Source organism: Nonomuraea sp. NPDC050394 (assembly GCF_044459065.1).
GTDB lineage: Bacteria > Actinomycetota > Actinomycetes > Streptosporangiales > Streptosporangiaceae > Nonomuraea.
Window position 1 is genome coordinate 389,860 of the sequence record NZ_JBITIO010000001.1, and the last position, 14,916, is coordinate 404,775.

The 14,916-nt window shown below is 71.9% G+C and carries 15 protein-coding genes; 9 read left to right on the forward strand and 6 right to left on the reverse strand.

Annotation, left to right across the window (positions count from 1 at the left end):
* On the forward strand, positions 1-279 hold the full coding sequence (locus tag ACIBKY_RS02025) for a hypothetical protein (RefSeq protein WP_397093688.1): 279 nt from the start codon (positions 1-3) through the stop codon (positions 277-279).
* 48 nt (positions 280-327) lie between these two features.
* Here ACIBKY_RS02025 and ACIBKY_RS02030 read toward each other — a convergent pair whose 3' ends face one another.
* Together ACIBKY_RS02030 and ACIBKY_RS02035 are read right to left on the reverse strand one after the other, a co-directional pair.
* A complete protein-coding gene (locus tag ACIBKY_RS02030; protein WP_397093689.1) occupies positions 328-1,242 on the reverse strand; it encodes an AraC family transcriptional regulator in 915 nt (304 codons plus the stop codon).
* A 69-nt stretch (positions 1,243-1,311) separates the two neighbouring features.
* Entirely contained in the window at positions 1,312-1,704 is a 393-nt protein-coding gene (locus tag ACIBKY_RS02035; protein ID WP_397093690.1) for a MarR family winged helix-turn-helix transcriptional regulator, read from the reverse strand.
* A gap of 87 nt (positions 1,705-1,791) precedes the next feature.
* Between ACIBKY_RS02035 and ACIBKY_RS02040 the strand changes: the two genes are divergently transcribed.
* The 4 genes from ACIBKY_RS02040 (at position 1,792) to ACIBKY_RS02055 (ending at position 5,075) form a co-directional block, all read left to right on the forward strand.
* Positions 1,792-3,198: an MFS transporter gene (locus ACIBKY_RS02040; protein WP_397093691.1), complete on the forward strand. Its 1,407-nt coding sequence runs from the start codon at positions 1,792-1,794 to the stop codon at positions 3,196-3,198.
* 58 nt (positions 3,199-3,256) lie between these two features.
* Entirely contained in the window at positions 3,257-3,838 is a 582-nt protein-coding gene (locus ACIBKY_RS02045; RefSeq protein WP_397093692.1) for a hypothetical protein, read from the forward strand.
* 5 nt (positions 3,839-3,843) lie between these two features.
* A complete protein-coding gene (locus tag ACIBKY_RS02050) occupies positions 3,844-4,194 on the forward strand; it encodes a cupin domain-containing protein (RefSeq protein WP_397093694.1) in 351 nt (116 codons plus the stop codon).
* Positions 4,195-4,256: 62 nt separating this feature from the next.
* Entirely contained in the window at positions 4,257-5,075 is an 819-nt protein-coding gene (locus ACIBKY_RS02055) for an NAD(P)H-binding protein (RefSeq protein WP_397093696.1), read from the forward strand.
* Positions 5,076-5,172: 97 nt separating this feature from the next.
* Here ACIBKY_RS02055 and ACIBKY_RS02060 read toward each other — a convergent pair whose 3' ends face one another.
* The gene (locus tag ACIBKY_RS02060) at positions 5,173-8,100 is read right to left on the reverse strand and encodes an ATP-binding protein (protein WP_397093698.1); all 2,928 of its coding nucleotides are present in this window, start codon (positions 8,098-8,100) and stop codon (positions 5,173-5,175) included.
* Positions 8,101-8,122: 22 nt separating this feature from the next.
* Between ACIBKY_RS02060 and ACIBKY_RS02065 the strand changes: the two genes are divergently transcribed.
* Both ACIBKY_RS02065 and ACIBKY_RS02070 read left to right on the forward strand, forming a co-directional pair.
* Positions 8,123-9,202 carry an adenosine deaminase gene (locus ACIBKY_RS02065; RefSeq protein ID WP_397093699.1) on the forward strand — a complete coding sequence of 360 codons (1,080 nt, stop codon included), beginning with the start codon at positions 8,123-8,125 and terminating at the stop codon, positions 9,200-9,202.
* Positions 9,199-9,813: a PH domain-containing protein gene (locus tag ACIBKY_RS02070; RefSeq protein WP_397093700.1), complete on the forward strand. Its 615-nt coding sequence runs from the start codon at positions 9,199-9,201 to the stop codon at positions 9,811-9,813. Before ACIBKY_RS02065 ends, ACIBKY_RS02070 begins: the two co-directional genes overlap by 4 nt.
* Before the next feature lie 4 nt (positions 9,814-9,817).
* Here ACIBKY_RS02070 and ACIBKY_RS02075 read toward each other — a convergent pair whose 3' ends face one another.
* From ACIBKY_RS02075 to ACIBKY_RS02085, 3 genes are read right to left on the reverse strand one after another with little or no spacing between them, the layout of a single operon-like run.
* On the reverse strand, positions 9,818-10,543 hold the full coding sequence (locus tag ACIBKY_RS02075; RefSeq protein WP_397093702.1) for an enoyl-CoA hydratase/isomerase family protein: 726 nt from the start codon (positions 10,541-10,543) through the stop codon (positions 9,818-9,820).
* Positions 10,540-12,015 carry a class I adenylate-forming enzyme family protein gene (locus ACIBKY_RS02080; RefSeq protein ID WP_397093703.1) on the reverse strand — a complete coding sequence of 492 codons (1,476 nt, stop codon included), beginning with the start codon at positions 12,013-12,015 and terminating at the stop codon, positions 10,540-10,542. The genes ACIBKY_RS02075 and ACIBKY_RS02080 overlap by 4 nt, the downstream gene beginning before the upstream one ends.
* Positions 11,972-12,643, reverse strand: coding sequence for a TetR/AcrR family transcriptional regulator (locus ACIBKY_RS02085; RefSeq protein WP_397093705.1), 672 nt, complete (start codon positions 12,641-12,643; stop codon positions 11,972-11,974). The genes ACIBKY_RS02080 and ACIBKY_RS02085 overlap by 44 nt, the downstream gene beginning before the upstream one ends.
* A 122-nt stretch (positions 12,644-12,765) precedes the next feature.
* Here ACIBKY_RS02085 and ACIBKY_RS02090 point away from each other — a divergent pair, with 122 nt between their 5' ends.
* Positions 12,766-13,659 carry a hemin ABC transporter substrate-binding protein gene (locus ACIBKY_RS02090; protein WP_397093706.1) on the forward strand — a complete coding sequence of 298 codons (894 nt, stop codon included), beginning with the start codon at positions 12,766-12,768 and terminating at the stop codon, positions 13,657-13,659.
* 257 nt (positions 13,660-13,916) lie between these two features.
* Positions 13,917-14,909 (forward strand): FecCD family ABC transporter permease, encoded by a 993-nt coding sequence (locus tag ACIBKY_RS02095; RefSeq protein WP_397093707.1) that lies wholly within the window; start codon positions 13,917-13,919, stop codon positions 14,907-14,909.
* Positions 14,910-14,916: the final 7 nt, after the last annotated feature.

The window sequence follows — 14,916 nt, forward strand, 5'->3', positions numbered from 1 at the left end:
ATGAGAGCATCCAGCCTGGCCGCGGCCTTGAGCGCGGCGGCGCTCGTCGTCTCGGTGTCCGCCGTGCCGGCGCAGGCGGCCGTCAGCGACGCCGTGTGCTTCGACGGGCAGCGGACCGCGACCGGTGGCGGGTACTACGACGTGACCGCGGGCGGTTGCGACGGGCACAGCGGCACGACGGTCACCATCAGGTTCGGCCCCGCGGCGGGCGACTACTCGTGCGGGTGGACGTTCGTGTGGAACAGCCAGCTCGGCGCCCAGAACTGCACGCTCGTCTGAGAAGTACGTGGCCGGTCCTGCACCGCGGGCTGGTCATCTGGCGCGGGTTCATCGTGCGCTGACGCGGTGCTGGCTCGGGCGGATGCCCAGGGTGCGCTTGAAGGCCACGCTGAGCGCGTAGGCGTTGGAGTAGCCGACCCGGCGGGCGATCGCGTCCACGGTGTCGTCGGTGCTCGCGAGCAGGTCGGCGGCCTGGCAGATGCGCCACTCGGTGAGGTAGGTCATGGGCGGCCGGCCGACGAGTTCGGTGAAGCGCTGGGCGAAGGTGGCGCGGGAGGCTCCGGAGACGCGGGCCAGGCCCTCGACGGTCCACGGCCGGGCCGGATCCTCGTGGATGGCCCGCAGGGCCCGGCCGATCAGCTGGTCGGAGTGCGCGGCGTACCAGGAAGGGGCCTGTGAGTCCGGCCGGTCGAACCACTCGCGCAGGCTGGAGACGAGCAGCAGGTCCAGCAGGCGGTCGAGCACGGCCTGCCGGCCCGGCTTGTCGCGGCCGATCTCGGTGACGATCATGTCCATGGTCGCGCACCGGCCGTCACCCGCCGGGACGAGTGCCACGCGGGGCAGGGCGTCGAGCACCCGCCGCGAGACGGTGCCCTTCACCTGGAAGGTGCAGGTGAGCAGGACCGTCGAGCCGAGGTCGCCCGCGTTGCCGCACATCGCCAGGCCCTCGCCGCCCTCGGGCGTGGCGCACACCTCGGCGTTGTGGAGGACGGTCATGGGCGCGGTCTCGGGGCGGTCGGCCACCGTGTACGGGCCGCGTAGGACCGCCACGTCCTGGGTGCCCAGCCGGACCGGCGAACCGCCCTCCGGCGTCACCCAGGCCCCGCCGCTGAACATCGTCAGCAGCGTGAGCGGCGTCCAGTCCGGGAAGCGCAGCGTCCACGGGGCCGGCACGGACGACTGGTCGAACAGCGCCCCCGCGGGACGGACGCCGTGCAGCAGGCTCGACAGCGCGTCTTCCATGGGGCCGAGTCTAGACGCTCGAACATCTTTCCCGGCCTCCCAGCCATCCAGAGTCCGAGGGATCGGGTCCTAGGGGGCCGGAACGGGGGCCCCGGCGTCGGCGAAGATGTCCCGGAGAACCGCGCGATGGGTGGGCAGGGCCTCGGCGTGCCGCCGGCGGCCCGCATCGGTGATCATCACGAAGACGCCCCGCCGGTCGACGTCGCAGACGAGCCTGGTGACCAGATCGGCCTTCTCCAGGCGCGCGATCACCCGGGAGAGCGCGCTCTGGCTGAGGTGGACCTCGCCGCAGAGCGCCTGGACGCGCAGCTTGTCGTCGTGGCGGATCATCCGGTCGAGCACCTCGAACTCGCTGGCGCCCAGATCGTGCTTCTCGCCGAGCTCTCGCTCCAGCGAGCACATGGCCTTCGCGTGGTTGGCCAGGACGTAGTGCCAGGTCCCGACAACGAACTCCTCGTCCATGACGCGGAGGTTACCATCCCGGGAAATCTCATGCAACGGAATTAAATGCTGTTGCATTGAATGCAATTGCATGTAATGTTCCTTCCCATGTCCACTTCCTCTTCCCGTTGGGGCGCGCTCGTCGTGCTCTGCGCAGTGATCTTCCTCGACGCCCTTGACGTGTCGATGGTCGGCGTGGCGCTGCCCGCCATCCAGCACGACCTGGGGCTCTCTACTTCGTCTCTGCAATGGGTTGTCAGCGGATACGTGCTCGGATACGGCGGTCTTCTGCTCCTTGGCGGCAGGACGGCTGACCTGCTTGGGCGACGCAGGGTGTTCCTGGTCGCTTTGGGCGTCTTCGCGGTGGCCTCCCTTCTGGGCGGCATCGTCGACGACGGCGCCCTGCTGATCGCCGCCCGTTTCGTCAAGGGCGTGAGCGCGGCGTTCACCGCGCCCGCCGCGTTGTCGATCATCACCACGACGTTCCCCGAGGGGCCGCGGCGCAACAAGGCGCTGAGCGTGTTCACCGCCTCCGGCGCCAGCGGTTTCTCCCTCGGCCTCGTGTTGTCCGGTGTGCTGACCCAGCTCGGCTGGCGCTGGACGTTCCTGATGCCGGTGCCGGTCGCGATCATCGCGCTGATCGCCGCGCTGAAGGTGCTGCCCAAGGTCAAGGAGGAGCGGGCCGAAGGCGGCCACGACCTGATCGGCGCCGTGCTGATCACCGCCTCCATGCTGCTGCTCGTCTTCACCGTGGTGCAGGCCCCCGAGGCCGGATGGACCTCGCTGCGCACCCTCGGCTCGCTCGCCCTCGCCGCCGTGCTGCTCGGACTGTTCGTCTTCGCCGAACTGCGGATGAAGCACCCGCTGGTACGGCTCGGCATCCTGCGCTCCGGCCCCATCGTCAGGGCCAACCTCGGACTGGTGATCCTGTTCGGCTCCTACGTCGGGTTCCAGTTCGTCGCCATGCAGTACTTCCAGAACCTGCTCAAGTGGTCGGCCATGGAGACCGCGCTGGCCTTCCTGCCCGCCGGAATCCTGGTCGCGCTGACCTCGACCAAGATGGGCGACTTCGCCGACCGCTTCGGCACCGCCCGCCTGATCACGATCGGCTCGGCCGCGCTGGCCGCCGGATACGCCTTCTTCTTCGTCGGCATCTCCACCGCGCCCAGCGTGCTCGGGATGGTGCTGCCCGGCATGGTCCTGCTCGGCATCGCGTTCGCGCTGTCGTTCCCGTCGCTCAACATCCAGGCGACGAACGGCGTCCACGACGACGAGCAAGGGCTCGCCTCCGGCCTGCTCAACACCTCAGGCCAGGTCGGTGGCGCGGTCGTGCTCGCCGTGGTCACCGCGGTGCTCACCTCGGGCGGCACCCTGTCGATCGAGGCGCTGCGCGGCGGGATCGTGGTCTCGCTCATCCTGGGCGTGGTCGGACTCGGCATCGCGCTGACCGGCCTGCGCTTCCGCTCCGCGCCCGCGGTCAAGGCCGACGAGACCAAGGTGTACGAGACGGTCTGAACCAGTTCGTGAAGGGCCCCGCCGGGTGCGGGGCCCTTTCGCTGGGCATACACCGGGTATGCGGCCCACACGCAGCCTCACGGCCCTGCTGTGCCTCGCCGTACTGTGTGGATGCGGTACGGCCCGCACCGGCGGCACCACGGCCACGGCCAGCCCTCCGACCGGCGCGCCCACCACCAGCGCGCCGCCCGCCTCCCCGCAGGAGCCCGCCCCCACCGGCACCGCGGAGATCGACGTCGACCGCACCGGCGGCGAGGCCGCCATCGTGTACGGCGTCCGCTACGCCACCCACGCCAACTTCGACCGCGTGGTCGTCGACCTCAAGGGGAAGATGCCCGGATACACGGTCACCTGGGCGGACGAGCTCATCGAGGACGGCTCCGGCAAGCCGATCGACGTCCAGGGCGGCGCGTACCTTCAGGTGACCCTCACCCCGGCCGACGCGCACACCGCCAAGGGCAAGCCCACCTGGACCGGCGGCCCGATCTTCCAGGCCGACCTCGGCAACGTCAGCAGCGTGGTCAAGACCGGCGACTTCGAGGGGCGCGTGGGGGTGGGCATCGTGCTCGAACGGCGCGCCGGGTTCGAGGTCACCGAGCAGCGCCGGCCCAACCGGCTCGTCATCGACGTGGCACACTGACCTGCGTGGTCAGAAAGATCGAAGGGGCGACCCGGATTCCGGTGCCCGGCGGCAAGGTCATCGACGAGCACGTCGGCCGCGTGAACAGCGGCGACGAGGCGATCTCGATCGCCCACATGGTGGCGCCGCCCGGCTGGGACGAGCCCGCCCAGACGCCCGAGTTCACGGAGTACACGGTGGTCCTGCGCGGCACCGTCCTCGTCGAGCACGCGGCGGGCACCATCGAGGTGCGCGCGGGCCAGTCGATCGTGACGGAGGCGGGGGAGAAGGTCCGCTACAGCTGCGGGCCCGAGGGCGCCGAGTACGTGGCGGTCTGCCTGCCCGCCTTCTCGCCCGACGCGGCGCACCGCGACTAGCGCCCGCTACATCCGGTGTAGCGCCTCCCGAGTGAGAAGGAACAGCTCACCAGGAGGACACCATGACCATTCTCGTGACCGGCGCCACCGGGTCCGTGGGCCGCCACATCGTCACCCAGCTGGTCGAGCGGGGCGAGCGCGTACGCGCGCTGACCCGCGACCCGGCCCGCGCGAACTTCCCCGCGGGCGTCGAGGTGGCCGCCGGAGACCTCCAGGTCATCGAGTCGCTGGCACCGGCGTTCGACGGTGTCACCGCCCTGCACCTCATCACCGTGGGCGGCGAGGGCCTGCCCCTGCTGCCCAACGGCAAGGAGATCGTCGCGCTGGCCGTCAAGGCCGGAGTCGAACGCGTCTCGGTGCTGAGCAGCTGGGACGAGGGCAGCGTCGAGGCGGCCCTGCGTGAGAGCTCGCTGCCCTGGACGCAGTTGCAGGGCGTGGAGTTCATGGCCAACGCCTTCGACTGGCAGGACGAGGCGCGCGCCGAGGGCGTGGTCCGGGTCTTCGGCGACCACCCGGGCGCCTTGGTGCACGAGGCCGACATCGCCGCGGTGGCCGTCGCCGCCCTGACCTCCGCCGGGCACGAGGGCCGCACGTACCTGCTCACCGGTCCCGAGCTCACCACCCCCTCGGAGCGGGTACGGCTGCTCGCCGAGGCCAGCGGGCACGACCTCCGCTTCGAACCGCTGACCGAGGCGCAGCTTCGGGAGCGCATGGCCGCTTGGGGGATGGACGAGGAGACGATCGAGTTCGCCGTCATGCTCGGCACCAACCCGCCGGCCGCCGGTTCCACGATCCTGCCCACGGTCGAACAGGTCACCGGCCGCCCCGCCCGTACCTTCGCCCAGTGGGCCCAGGAAAACGCCGCCGCCTTCCGCCCCTAACCCCCCGCACGCGGGTCCCGGTCGCCGGGGCTCTGGGGGTTTCCCCACGATCTGCGGTAGCTGACGCGGTGCCGGTGGCGGAGCTCGGGTGTTGGGGCTACCAGGTCCAGGTGATGGGGTCCGGGGGCTGGTAGCGGCAGGTGGCGCCGGTGGAGATGCTGGCGCGTAGGTGGGCGGCCAGGGCGGGGTGGCGGTCGTCGAGCTGGCGCAGCGTGTTGCGGATGCGGTTCGTGACGGCCTTGCGGGCCCGCTCCGCCTCGTCGCCCAACCGGCGCGTGCGTCCGCCCAGCCCCGCCGCCTTGCGGAGCTCGGACAGCAGCGCCTCACGTTCGGCGTCGAGGGCGGTGACCCGCTGGTCGTCCCCCCGCACGGCCGCCCGGTCGATCTCGTCGTCCAGGAGCTCCAGCCGCCGCCGGTACTGGGCCTTGGCCTCGTCGTCGAGCACGGCGTCGCCGCCCATGCGCCGCGCGGCCACCGCCTCGGCCCCGCCCGCCGGGTTCAGCAGCTCCACGGCGGAGATGTCGGTGCCCGGACTGCCCATCAGGGTCCTCAGGTCGCGCAGGCCCTTGGCGTCGGGTAGGTGGGCGGTGTGCCCGGCGAAGGTCAGCGTCCACACGTCGCCGTCCAGCCGGAACACGCTGGCCGCGCGTTGCGGCAGCCGTACCCGCATCCCCAGCTCTTCGGCCTCGCGGGTCACGTCGGCGAGCAGCGGTCCCGGGTCCTCGCCGGCGGCGAGGAGGACCTCGGCCAGGCGCGCGCGGGACGTCAGCGACCACGGGCGGGCGCCCAGCCGGTCGGCCGCGCGGTAGGCGGCGGTGAAGCCGTCGGCGGCCGCGCGCCAGCGGCCCTGGGCCGCGTCGAGCACCGCCGCCCAGTGCTCGAACGGGCCGTCCACGACGATGGTCGAGGTCACCGCCCACTGCCCGAGGTGGGGGGCGATGGCCTCGCGGGCGTTCTGGCAGAGTTCGGGGTCCTTGGACAGCGCCGCCGCCTGCGCCTGGAAGCGGAGCCAGAGCGGCGCCATCCAGGTCAGCAGGTCTTCGCCGCCGGCCATGAGCCGCGTCAGGTGGTTCAGCGCACCGTGGGCGTCGCCGCGTTCGGCGGCCGTGACGCCCGCGAAGATGGGCAGGTTGGGGCTACCGGCGGCGCGCATCTCGGCCAGCAGCGCGTCGGCCTCATCGAAGCGGCCCTGGAGCAGGGCGGCCGACAGCAACTGGGTCCAGCGCAGTTCGGCGCCGCTGACGTAGGGCTGCTCGCCGAGTTCGCGAGTGGTCTCCGACAGCGCCCTGGCCTCGTCGAAGCGGCCTTGGAGCAGCGCGTGCCTGGTCCTGATCACCATGGCCTCGTGCTCGAACAGCGGCAGTCCCGAGCGCTCGGCCCGCCGGAGGAAGTCCTGGTCGGCGGCGGTGTGGGCGGGGTCGCCCAGTTCGAGCAGCGCGCTTGCCCGCCAGGACAGGGCGTGGAGCAGGTGCTGGGTGTCGTTCGCCCTGGTGGCGACCTCGGCCAGTTCTTCCGCGAGCGCGACGCGCTCCTCGGCCGTGCCCGGCCGCCAGATGGCCGACAGCCGGGCCAGCAACGTGAACCCCAGCGCCTGGGCGTCACCCGCGTGTCTGGCCCGGTCGGCGGCCAGGCCGCTCAGCTGCTCGCCCACGTCGTCCGCGGCCGCGACCTCGCCGCGCACCAGCCGCCGGTGCGCCTCGCGCACGAAGTCGGGGAAGCCGAGGTGGTACAGCTTGAGCGCCGCGTGCGCGAGCAGCCCCGGGTCGTCGAGCTCGCGGGCCGCCGCGATGGCCGCCTCGATCGCGCGCCCGCCCTCCTCGTGCTCGCCGATGCGCTGCAGCGTCAGCCCGAGGTCGAGCTCGATCCCGGTACGGCGGGCCCGTTCCGCCCCGGGCACCAGTTCCAGCGCCCGCCGGTAGTGCCCCACGGCCTCCTCGTCGGCCAGCCGTGCCTCGGCGTCCTGGGCGGCGGCCAGCAGAAGGGCGGGCGCCTCCGGCACGGCGGCCAGGTACGCGTGGTGGGCCAGCGAAGCGGGGTAGGCCACCACGGAACCGAGCGCGCCGAATGCGGCCAGCGCCGCCGCGTGCCCCGCCCGCCTGCCCTCCTCGTCCAGTTCGGCGTAGAGCGTCTCGCGCACCAGATCGTGCACGAACGCGTGCCGTCCCTCTCCCGCGGGCGCGACCAGCTTGGCCGCCACCGCCTGCCCCAGTGGTACGGCCACGCCCCGCCCCACGCTCGCCCCCAGCACCTCGTCGGCGAACTCCCGCCCCAGCACCGACGCGGCCCGCAACGTCTCCCGCACCTCGCCCGACAGCCGGGACAGGCGGCGCTCGACGGCCGCGCGCACCTCGGCCGGGATCGTGTCCAGCGGGCTGCCGCCCTGCCACAGCCGAGCGGCCTGCTCGACGAAGAACGGGTTGCCGCCGGTACGCCGGTGGATCTCGGTCACCAGCTCGTCGTCCGGCCGCAGGCCGGTGGTCTGGGCGACCAGCTCGCCGACCTCCTCGCGGCCGAGGCCGGACAGGGCGAGCGTCGTCGCCTTCAGCTCCGGTGGCAGGTCCGCCTCGCCCTCCCGGTAGGTGCCGATCACCAGGATGCGTTCGAACCAGGCGTGCCGTACCACGAACTCCAGGAGTTTGAGCGAGGCGGCGTCGGCCCAGTGGAGGTCCTCCAGCACGATCACCACGGGCCGCTCGCGGGAGAGGGCGACCAGCAGGGCGGTCACCGCGTCGTAGAGCTCGAAGGGCGTGCGCGCGGACTCGAAGACGTCGGCGCCGGGGTTCAGCCTGCGCACGACCTGCACCCACGGCCAGTAGCCCGGCGCGCCCTCGCCCTCCCAGCAGGCGGCGCTCAGCACCTGGGCGCCGGCGGCCACGGCGTGCCCGGCCGCCTCGGCGACCAGCGCGCTCTTGCCCACGCCCGCCTCGCCGGTCACCAATACCAGCGAGCCGTGGCTGGTGAGCGCGCGTCCGACCTCGCCGCGCAGAATCGCGGCGGGGTGCTCTCGTCCGATGAGGATGGCCATCAAGGCACATTATGATGGCGAGATGAGCCAGCAGCCGACCCCAGACGAGATCAGGCGCGCGCCGAAAGTCCTGCTCCATGACCATCTCGACGGTGGTCTGCGGGCCGAGACGATCGTCGATCTGGCCCGCGAGTCCGGCTACGACCGGCTGCCCACCAACGACGCGGCGAACCTGCGCGAATGGTTCCAGGAAGCGTCCGACTCCGGCTCGCTCGTGCGCTACCTGGAGACCTTCGACCACACGGTCGGCGTCATGCAGTCGCGCGAGTCGCTGATCCGCGTGGCCGCCGAATGCGCCGAGGACCTGGCCGCGGACGGCGTCGTCTACGCCGAGGTGCGCTACGCCCCCGAGCAGCACACCACCACCGGGCTCAGCCTCGACCAGGTCGTCGAGGCGGTGCTTGAGGGCTTCCGCCAAGGCTCGGAGGGCCGGGGCATCAAGGTCGGCACGCTGCTGACGGCCATGCGCCACCAGGCCCGCTCGATGGAGATCGCCGAACTGGCCGTGCGCTACCGCGACGTCGGCGTGGTCGGCTTCGACATCGCCGGGGCCGAGGCCGGGTACCCGCCCACCCGCCACCTGGACGCGTTCGAGTACCTGCAGCGGGAGAACGCGCACTTCACCATTCACGCGGGCGAGGCGTTCGGGCTGCCGTCGATCTGGCAGGCGATCCAGTGGTGCGGCGCGGACCGGCTCGGCCACGGCGTACGCATCATCGACGACATCACCGTGGCCGACGACGGTTCGGCCAAGCTCGGCCGGCTCGCCGCGTACGTGCGTGACAAGCGCATCCCGCTGGAGATGTGCCCCACCTCCAACCTGCAGACCGGCGCCGCCGCCTCCATCGCCGACCACCCGATCGGGCTGCTGCGCCGCCTCCACTTCCGGGTCACGGTCAACACCGACAACCGGCTCATGAGCCGGACCAGCGTCTCGGAGGAGTTCACCAAGCTGGTCGAGGCGTTCGGCTACGGCTGGGATGACCTGCAGTGGTTCACGGTGAACGCGATGAAGTCGGCGTTCATCCCCTTCGACGAGCGGCTCGCGCTCATCAACGGTGTGATCAAACCGGGGTTCGCGCAGCTCAAGTGGCAGTCATGAAACAGGCCTTCCGCTCCAAGTTCGCCTATGTGCTCGGGTGGGTGTGGGTGGCGTTCGTCGCGGCCAACGCCGTCGACCTGGTCCTGCGCTACTCCGGAAAGTCCTCGATGGTGGCCGGGGCGGTGCTGGGCGTGCTGACCGCGCTCATCTACCTCATCGCGCTGCGCCCGGTCACGCTGCTGCAGGAGCGGGCGCTGACCGTCCGCAACCCGTTCCGCACGACCGTGATGCCGTGGGCGTCGGTCGGCGACGTGACGGTCTCCCACGCCATCACCGTCGCCCAGGCCGACGGCGAGGAGTCCGTGCGGCTCTGGACCCCGACCGCCACCGCCCGCGAACGCGCCAAGGCCCAGGGCCGGGGCATGGCTCCGGCCAGGCGCGGCCGGTTCAGGACGGAGCCGACCGTGACCAAGGCCGAGCAGGCGGCTCAGGAGGCGTTCGCGGGGAAGACCCACGCCGACTGGGTGGGCGACCAGATCACCGAGCGCGCCGAGGCGGCCCGCCGCCGCAAGGAGGAGGCGGGCCCGGTGACCACCACATGGGCGGTCGACTCCCTCGCGGTCGTCGGCGCCGCGCTGGCCCTGGTGGTGGCCGCGCTGCTCGTCCCCTGACCGCTCAGCGGGCGCGCGTGGCGAAGCGCCGCATGCCGTCCTTGGCGATCCCCGACTCCTCCACCTCCCGCGCCGCCTCCGTCTCCCGCGCGAAGGCGCGCTCGACGTCATCGAGCGCGGGCCGCAGCAACCTCAGGTGTACGGCTGTCGCCGTCCCCGGCTCCGTCCAGCGCTCGACCAGGCCGGCGGCCGCCTCCACCAGCGTCTCCGGCGGCACGATCTCGTCCAGCAGCCCGGCGGCCAGGGCTTCGTCCGCGTCCAGCCGGGCCGTGTCCAGCACCAGCCGCAACGCCTTTCCGCCCACGACGCGGTGCAGGAGCAGGCTGGAGGCGTTGGAGATCGACAGGCCGATGCCGTTCTCCGGGAGGAAGTAGCCGGCCGAGGGGGAGCCGATGCGGGAGTCGAAGCACAGCGTCCACTCGGCGGCGCCGCCCACGGCCAGTCCGTTGACCGCGGCCACCACCGGCACCGACGTCTCCAGCACCGCCCTGGTCAGGTCGTGGAACGTCTCGACCTCCTCCAGCAGCGACTTGCCCGCCGCCTCGTGCAGGTCCTCCCCGGCGCAGAAGGCCCGGCCCTCGCCGGTCACCACGATGCCGCGGCCGCCGTGGCCGTGCTCGCGTACCGCCGCCGCCAGCCGTAGCCGCATGTCGGAGGTGAGTGCGTTGAGCTTGTCCGGCCGGCGCAGCGTGATCACCGTCACCTCGCCGCGCGTGCTGACGTCGATCATGTGGTCTCCCTCGGGGTCTCGATGGCGATGGCCCCTGCACGCTGGTCGCGTTCGGGGTGGAGCAGGTGGCGCTTCTCGATGCGCTGGGACGGCGTGTAGGAGAATCCGGTCACGAACTCGACGAAGGCCGGAATCTTGAACCTGGCCAGCCGTTCGCGGGCGTGGGCGATGACCTCGGCGGCCGTGGCGTCGTCCGGGTCGTGCCCCTCGTTGAGGTGGATGAACGCCTTGGGCAGCTCGCCCCACAGGTCGTCGGGGACCGGGACCAGCGCGGCGGCCCGGACCGTCGGGTGCTGGGCCAGGACGGTCTCGACCTCGGCGCAGGAGATGTTCTCGCCGCCCCGCCGTACCATGTCCTTCAGCCGCCCGGCGTGGTGGATGTAGCCGTGCTCGTCGCGGAAGCCCAGGTCGCCGGTGTGGAACCAGCCGTCGCGGAAGACGTGGGCGGTGGCGTCGGGGTGGTTCCAGTAGCCGCGCATCATCGGCCGGCCGCGCACCACGATCTCGCCCGGCTGCCCGTCCTCGGCCAGGACCCTGACTTCCTTGCCAGGCGGCGCGTAGCCCATGGCGCCGGTGCCGACGGTACGGTCGTCGTCCGGGTGGACGAGCAGGTCGGAGCCGCTCTCGGTGGAGCCGTACAGCTCCCGCCAGGGTGCGTCCCAGCGCTCCTCCAATGCGGCGTGCAGCTTGGCCGGGATGCCGGAGCACATCACCAGCCGCATCCGGTTGGCCCGGTCGAGCTCGTGCGGCGGCTGCTTGAACAGCAGCATCGGCATCGTGCCCAGCACGTACGTGACGGTTGCGCCGTGACGGCGGGCGGCCGGCCAGAACCCGGAGGCGGAGAAGCGCGGCAGCACCACGAGCGGCACCCCGCCCACCAGGCACATCAGCGCCATCCACTGCGGATCCATGTACGAGAACGGCTGGGCCACCATGACGACGTCGTCCTCCCGGAAGCCGACCAGATCGGCCATGACCTCCGCGGTACCCGTCCAGTAGTCGTGCGGCAGCATGCACGCCTTCGGGAAGCCGGTGGTGCCCGAGGTGTAGGAGAAGGTCGCGATGTCCCAAGGATCGATCGACACCTCCGGCGCCTTGCCGGTGCGCTCCTCCAGCACCGGCACCCCGGCCTCGCGGATGAAGGGGGCGTAGTCCGGCGAGGTCAGCGCGATCACGGCGCCGGAGTCGCGCAGCACGTGGGCCAGATCGGCCGAGCGGTAGCGGGCGTTGACCGGGACCGAGATCGCTCCGGCCTTCAGTACGGCCAGCCACCCGAGGGGCCAGTCGGGGACGTTGTCCAGCATGATGGCCACGCGGTCGCCGGGCCGTACGCCATGGTCGGCCAGGGCGCCCGCGAGCTGGTCGGTGCGCTCGTCGACCTCGGCGAACCCGAGCGTGCGGTCGGGAAAGATCAGGAACGGGCGGTCCTTATGGAGTCGTGCGGCCTGCCGGAGCAACGCGGGGATCGTCATGGGGCTCCCATGGGTATTCGGGCAGCAGGGTGAGATCAAGCCGCATGGTCACCTGGGCCGGCGAACGGACCGCGGCCAGCCCGATCGTCACGAACTCGGCGCACACCTGCTCCAGCGTGGACTCGCCGTCGGGGCGGTACCACTCGCTGGTTCCGGTGCACATCGACATCAGCGCCAGCCGGGTCAGCTTCTGGTCGGCGACGCGGAAGGCGCCCCGCTGAACGCCGTCGGCCAGCGCGGCCTTCCAGCGCTGCTCGTAGAGGTCGCGCAGGGCGATGATCTCGTCGCGGGCGCTGGAGCCGGCGGTGAGCGAGCGTAGTTCGCCGTCCATGACGCGGGTGGTCATCGGGTTGAGCGCGTGGATGGCGGTGAGCGAGGTGATGAGCGCGGCCAGGCGCTCGGCGGGGTCGCGCAGGCTCGCCAGCTGGCGGTCGGTGGCGTCGATGAGGCCGAGCTGGCTCAGGCGCATGAGGTCGGCGAGCAGGGCCTCCTTGCTGGCCACGTGGTGGTAGATGCCGGCGTTGGTCATGTCGACGGCCCGCGCGAGGTCTCTGATGCTCGTCGCCGCGTAGCCCTGGCCGGCGAAGAGCCGCATCGCGGCGGTTCTGATACGTAGTCCTGTGTCCATGTCTCCTACCGAACGTTTGGTAGGAGCCTAGCCGACCGAACGATCGGTAACCAGTGCCTTTCTTGACCTCTTCGCGGCCATCTGCTTAGGTAAGGCTTACCTAAGCAAGGGAGTGGAAAATCGTGAAGCGCGGACTTGTGGCACTACTCGGAGTGGCGGTGATCGCGCTCGCGGGCTGCGGAAACGCGCAAGGCTCCGCGGCCGCCCCCGCCACTTCGGCCGCCGCGCCGTCCGCGCGCATCGTCCCGCTCACCGGCGACGTCGCCGAGATCGTCTTCAAGCTCGGCCTGGCCGACAAGGTCGTCGGCGTGGACCTGTCCGCGATGGGACTGCCGGAGGCCAAGGGCAAGGCGCAGATCGGCTACCAGCGGGCGCTGGCGGCCGAGGGCATCCTGTCACTCAAGCCCACCGTGCTCGTCGGCACCGAGGACGCCGGCCCGCCGCCGGTGATCGAACAGCTGAAGGGGGCCGGGTTGCGGATCGTCCTGGTGCCTACCGGCGCCGCCTCGGTCGACGAGGTTCCGGGCAAGATCGAGCAGGTGGCCGAGGCCGTGGGCGAGCCCGGCAAGGGCGCCGCGCTGGCCGCCACGACCAAGGCCGAGATCGACGCCGCCAAGGCGAGCGTACGGGCCGGAGCCAAGAAGCCGCGCGTGGCCTTCCTCTACCTGCGCGGCCAGTCCAAGACCTACCAGCTCGGGGGCGCGGGGACACGGGCCGACGCCATGATCCTCGCGGCGGGCGGCGAAGACGCCGGGACCGCCGCCGGGGTGAAGGGCTTCAAGCCGATCACCGCCGAGGCCATGGTGAAGGCGGCGCCCGACGTCATCCTCGTCATGAAGATGGGGCTGGACTCCGTCGGCGGCGAGCCTGGCCTGCTCAAGCTGCCGGGCGTCGCGCAGACCCCGGCGGCCAGGAACGGGCGGGTGGTCGCCCTCGACGATCTGGAACTGCTCGGCATGGGCCCGCGTACCGGGCAGGCCCTCGCCAAGCTCGTCACCGCCTTCCAGCAGCGGTGACGACCTCGAACGCGGCCTCGCGGGCGTCCCACAGCTCCCGCGAAGCCGTAACCCCGGCGTCACGGGACCATTCCCATGAGGCCGACACTCCGGTCGAGCGGGACCATTCCCGCGAGGCCGACACTCCGGTCGAGCGGGACCATTCCCGCGAGGCCGACACTCCGGTTGAGCGGGACCATTCCCGTGAAACCGTTGCCGCACGCCGGGACGGGGCATCTGAGGCACCGCGGTTCGCCGCGTCCCGTCCCGGCCGGGCGGTGCTCAAGCTCGCGCTGATCCCCGCTCTCGCGGTGCTGCTCGCCACGCTGTGTGTCGCGTCGGCGGGGATCGGCGCGGTTCAGGTGCCCTTCGGTGAGGTACTGGCGGCGCTGGTCAGGCCGGGGGAGCACGAGGTGCTGTGGCAGATCCGGTTCCCGCGCGTGGTGCTCGCGGTGCTCGTCGGCGCCGCCCTGGCCGTGGCGGGCGCGGGCATGCAGGGCGTCTTCGGCAACCCGCTCGCCGAACCGGGCGTCATCGGCGTCTCCTCCGGCGCGGCGGTCGGCGCGGTGGGCGCGATCGTCCTCGGCGTCAGCACGTTCGGAGACTGGTCGGTGGCCGTCTGCGCGTTCGCCACCGGCCTCCTCACCACCTTCATCGTGTACGGCATGGCCAGAACCCAAGGCCGCACCGAAGTCGTCACCCTCGTCCTGACCGGCATCGCGATCAACGCCATCGCCTGGGCCATCGTGGGAGTCTTCACCTTCCTGGCCGACGACCAGCAACTACGTTCCATCACCTTCTGGAACCTCGGCACACTCGGCGGCGCCACCTGGCCACTGGTGGGCGCCGTCGCCCCGTTCGTCGTGGCCGGGCTCGCGCTGACCCCGTTGCTGTCGCGCCCCCTGGACCTGCTGGCGCTGGGCGAGCGCGGCGCCCGCCACCTGGGCGTCGAAACCGAGCGCGTACGGCTGGCCGTCATCTTCCTGGCCTCCCTGCTGACCGGCGCCTCGGTCGCCGCGGCCGGGGCCATCTCGTTCGTCGGCCTGGTCGTACCGCACCTGATCAGGCTGGTCGCCGGTCCCGGTCACCGGATCCTCCTGCCCGCCTCCGCGCTGGCCGGGGGCTGCGTACTGCTCCTGGCCGACCTGATCGCCAGGACCGCCGGGGCACCGGCGGAGCTGCCGATCGGGGTGCTGACGGCTTTGCTGGGCGGGCCGTTCTTTCTGGTGCTGCTCCGCCGTACGCGCAGGAAGCAGGGCGGCTGGGCCTGACGACTCA

What these genes read in the sequence shown, in the direction of transcription:
- ACIBKY_RS02025 (WP_397093688.1), top strand. Translation starts at nt 1, where the DNA reads ATGAGAGCATCCAGCCTGGCCGCGGCCTTGAGCGCGGCGGCGCTCGTC.
- ACIBKY_RS02030 (WP_397093689.1), bottom strand. Translation starts at nt 1,242, where the DNA reads ATGGAAGACGCGCTGTCGAGCCTGCTGCACGGCGTCCGTCCCGCGGGG.
- ACIBKY_RS02035 (WP_397093690.1), bottom strand. Translation starts at nt 1,704, where the DNA reads ATGGACGAGGAGTTCGTTGTCGGGACCTGGCACTACGTCCTGGCCAAC.
- ACIBKY_RS02040 (WP_397093691.1), top strand. Translation starts at nt 1,792, where the DNA reads ATGTCCACTTCCTCTTCCCGTTGGGGCGCGCTCGTCGTGCTCTGCGCA.
- ACIBKY_RS02045 (WP_397093692.1), top strand. Translation starts at nt 3,257, where the DNA reads ATGCGGCCCACACGCAGCCTCACGGCCCTGCTGTGCCTCGCCGTACTG.
- ACIBKY_RS02055 (WP_397093696.1), top strand. Translation starts at nt 4,257, where the DNA reads ATGACCATTCTCGTGACCGGCGCCACCGGGTCCGTGGGCCGCCACATC.
- ACIBKY_RS02060 (WP_397093698.1), bottom strand. Translation starts at nt 8,100, where the DNA reads ATGGCCATCCTCATCGGACGAGAGCACCCCGCCGCGATTCTGCGCGGC.
- ACIBKY_RS02065 (WP_397093699.1), top strand. Translation starts at nt 8,123, where the DNA reads ATGAGCCAGCAGCCGACCCCAGACGAGATCAGGCGCGCGCCGAAAGTC.
- ACIBKY_RS02070 (WP_397093700.1), top strand. Translation starts at nt 9,199, where the DNA reads ATGAAACAGGCCTTCCGCTCCAAGTTCGCCTATGTGCTCGGGTGGGTG.
- ACIBKY_RS02075 (WP_397093702.1), bottom strand. Translation starts at nt 10,543, where the DNA reads ATGATCGACGTCAGCACGCGCGGCGAGGTGACGGTGATCACGCTGCGC.
- ACIBKY_RS02080 (WP_397093703.1), bottom strand. Translation starts at nt 12,015, where the DNA reads ATGACGATCCCCGCGTTGCTCCGGCAGGCCGCACGACTCCATAAGGAC.
- ACIBKY_RS02085 (WP_397093705.1), bottom strand. Translation starts at nt 12,643, where the DNA reads ATGGACACAGGACTACGTATCAGAACCGCCGCGATGCGGCTCTTCGCC.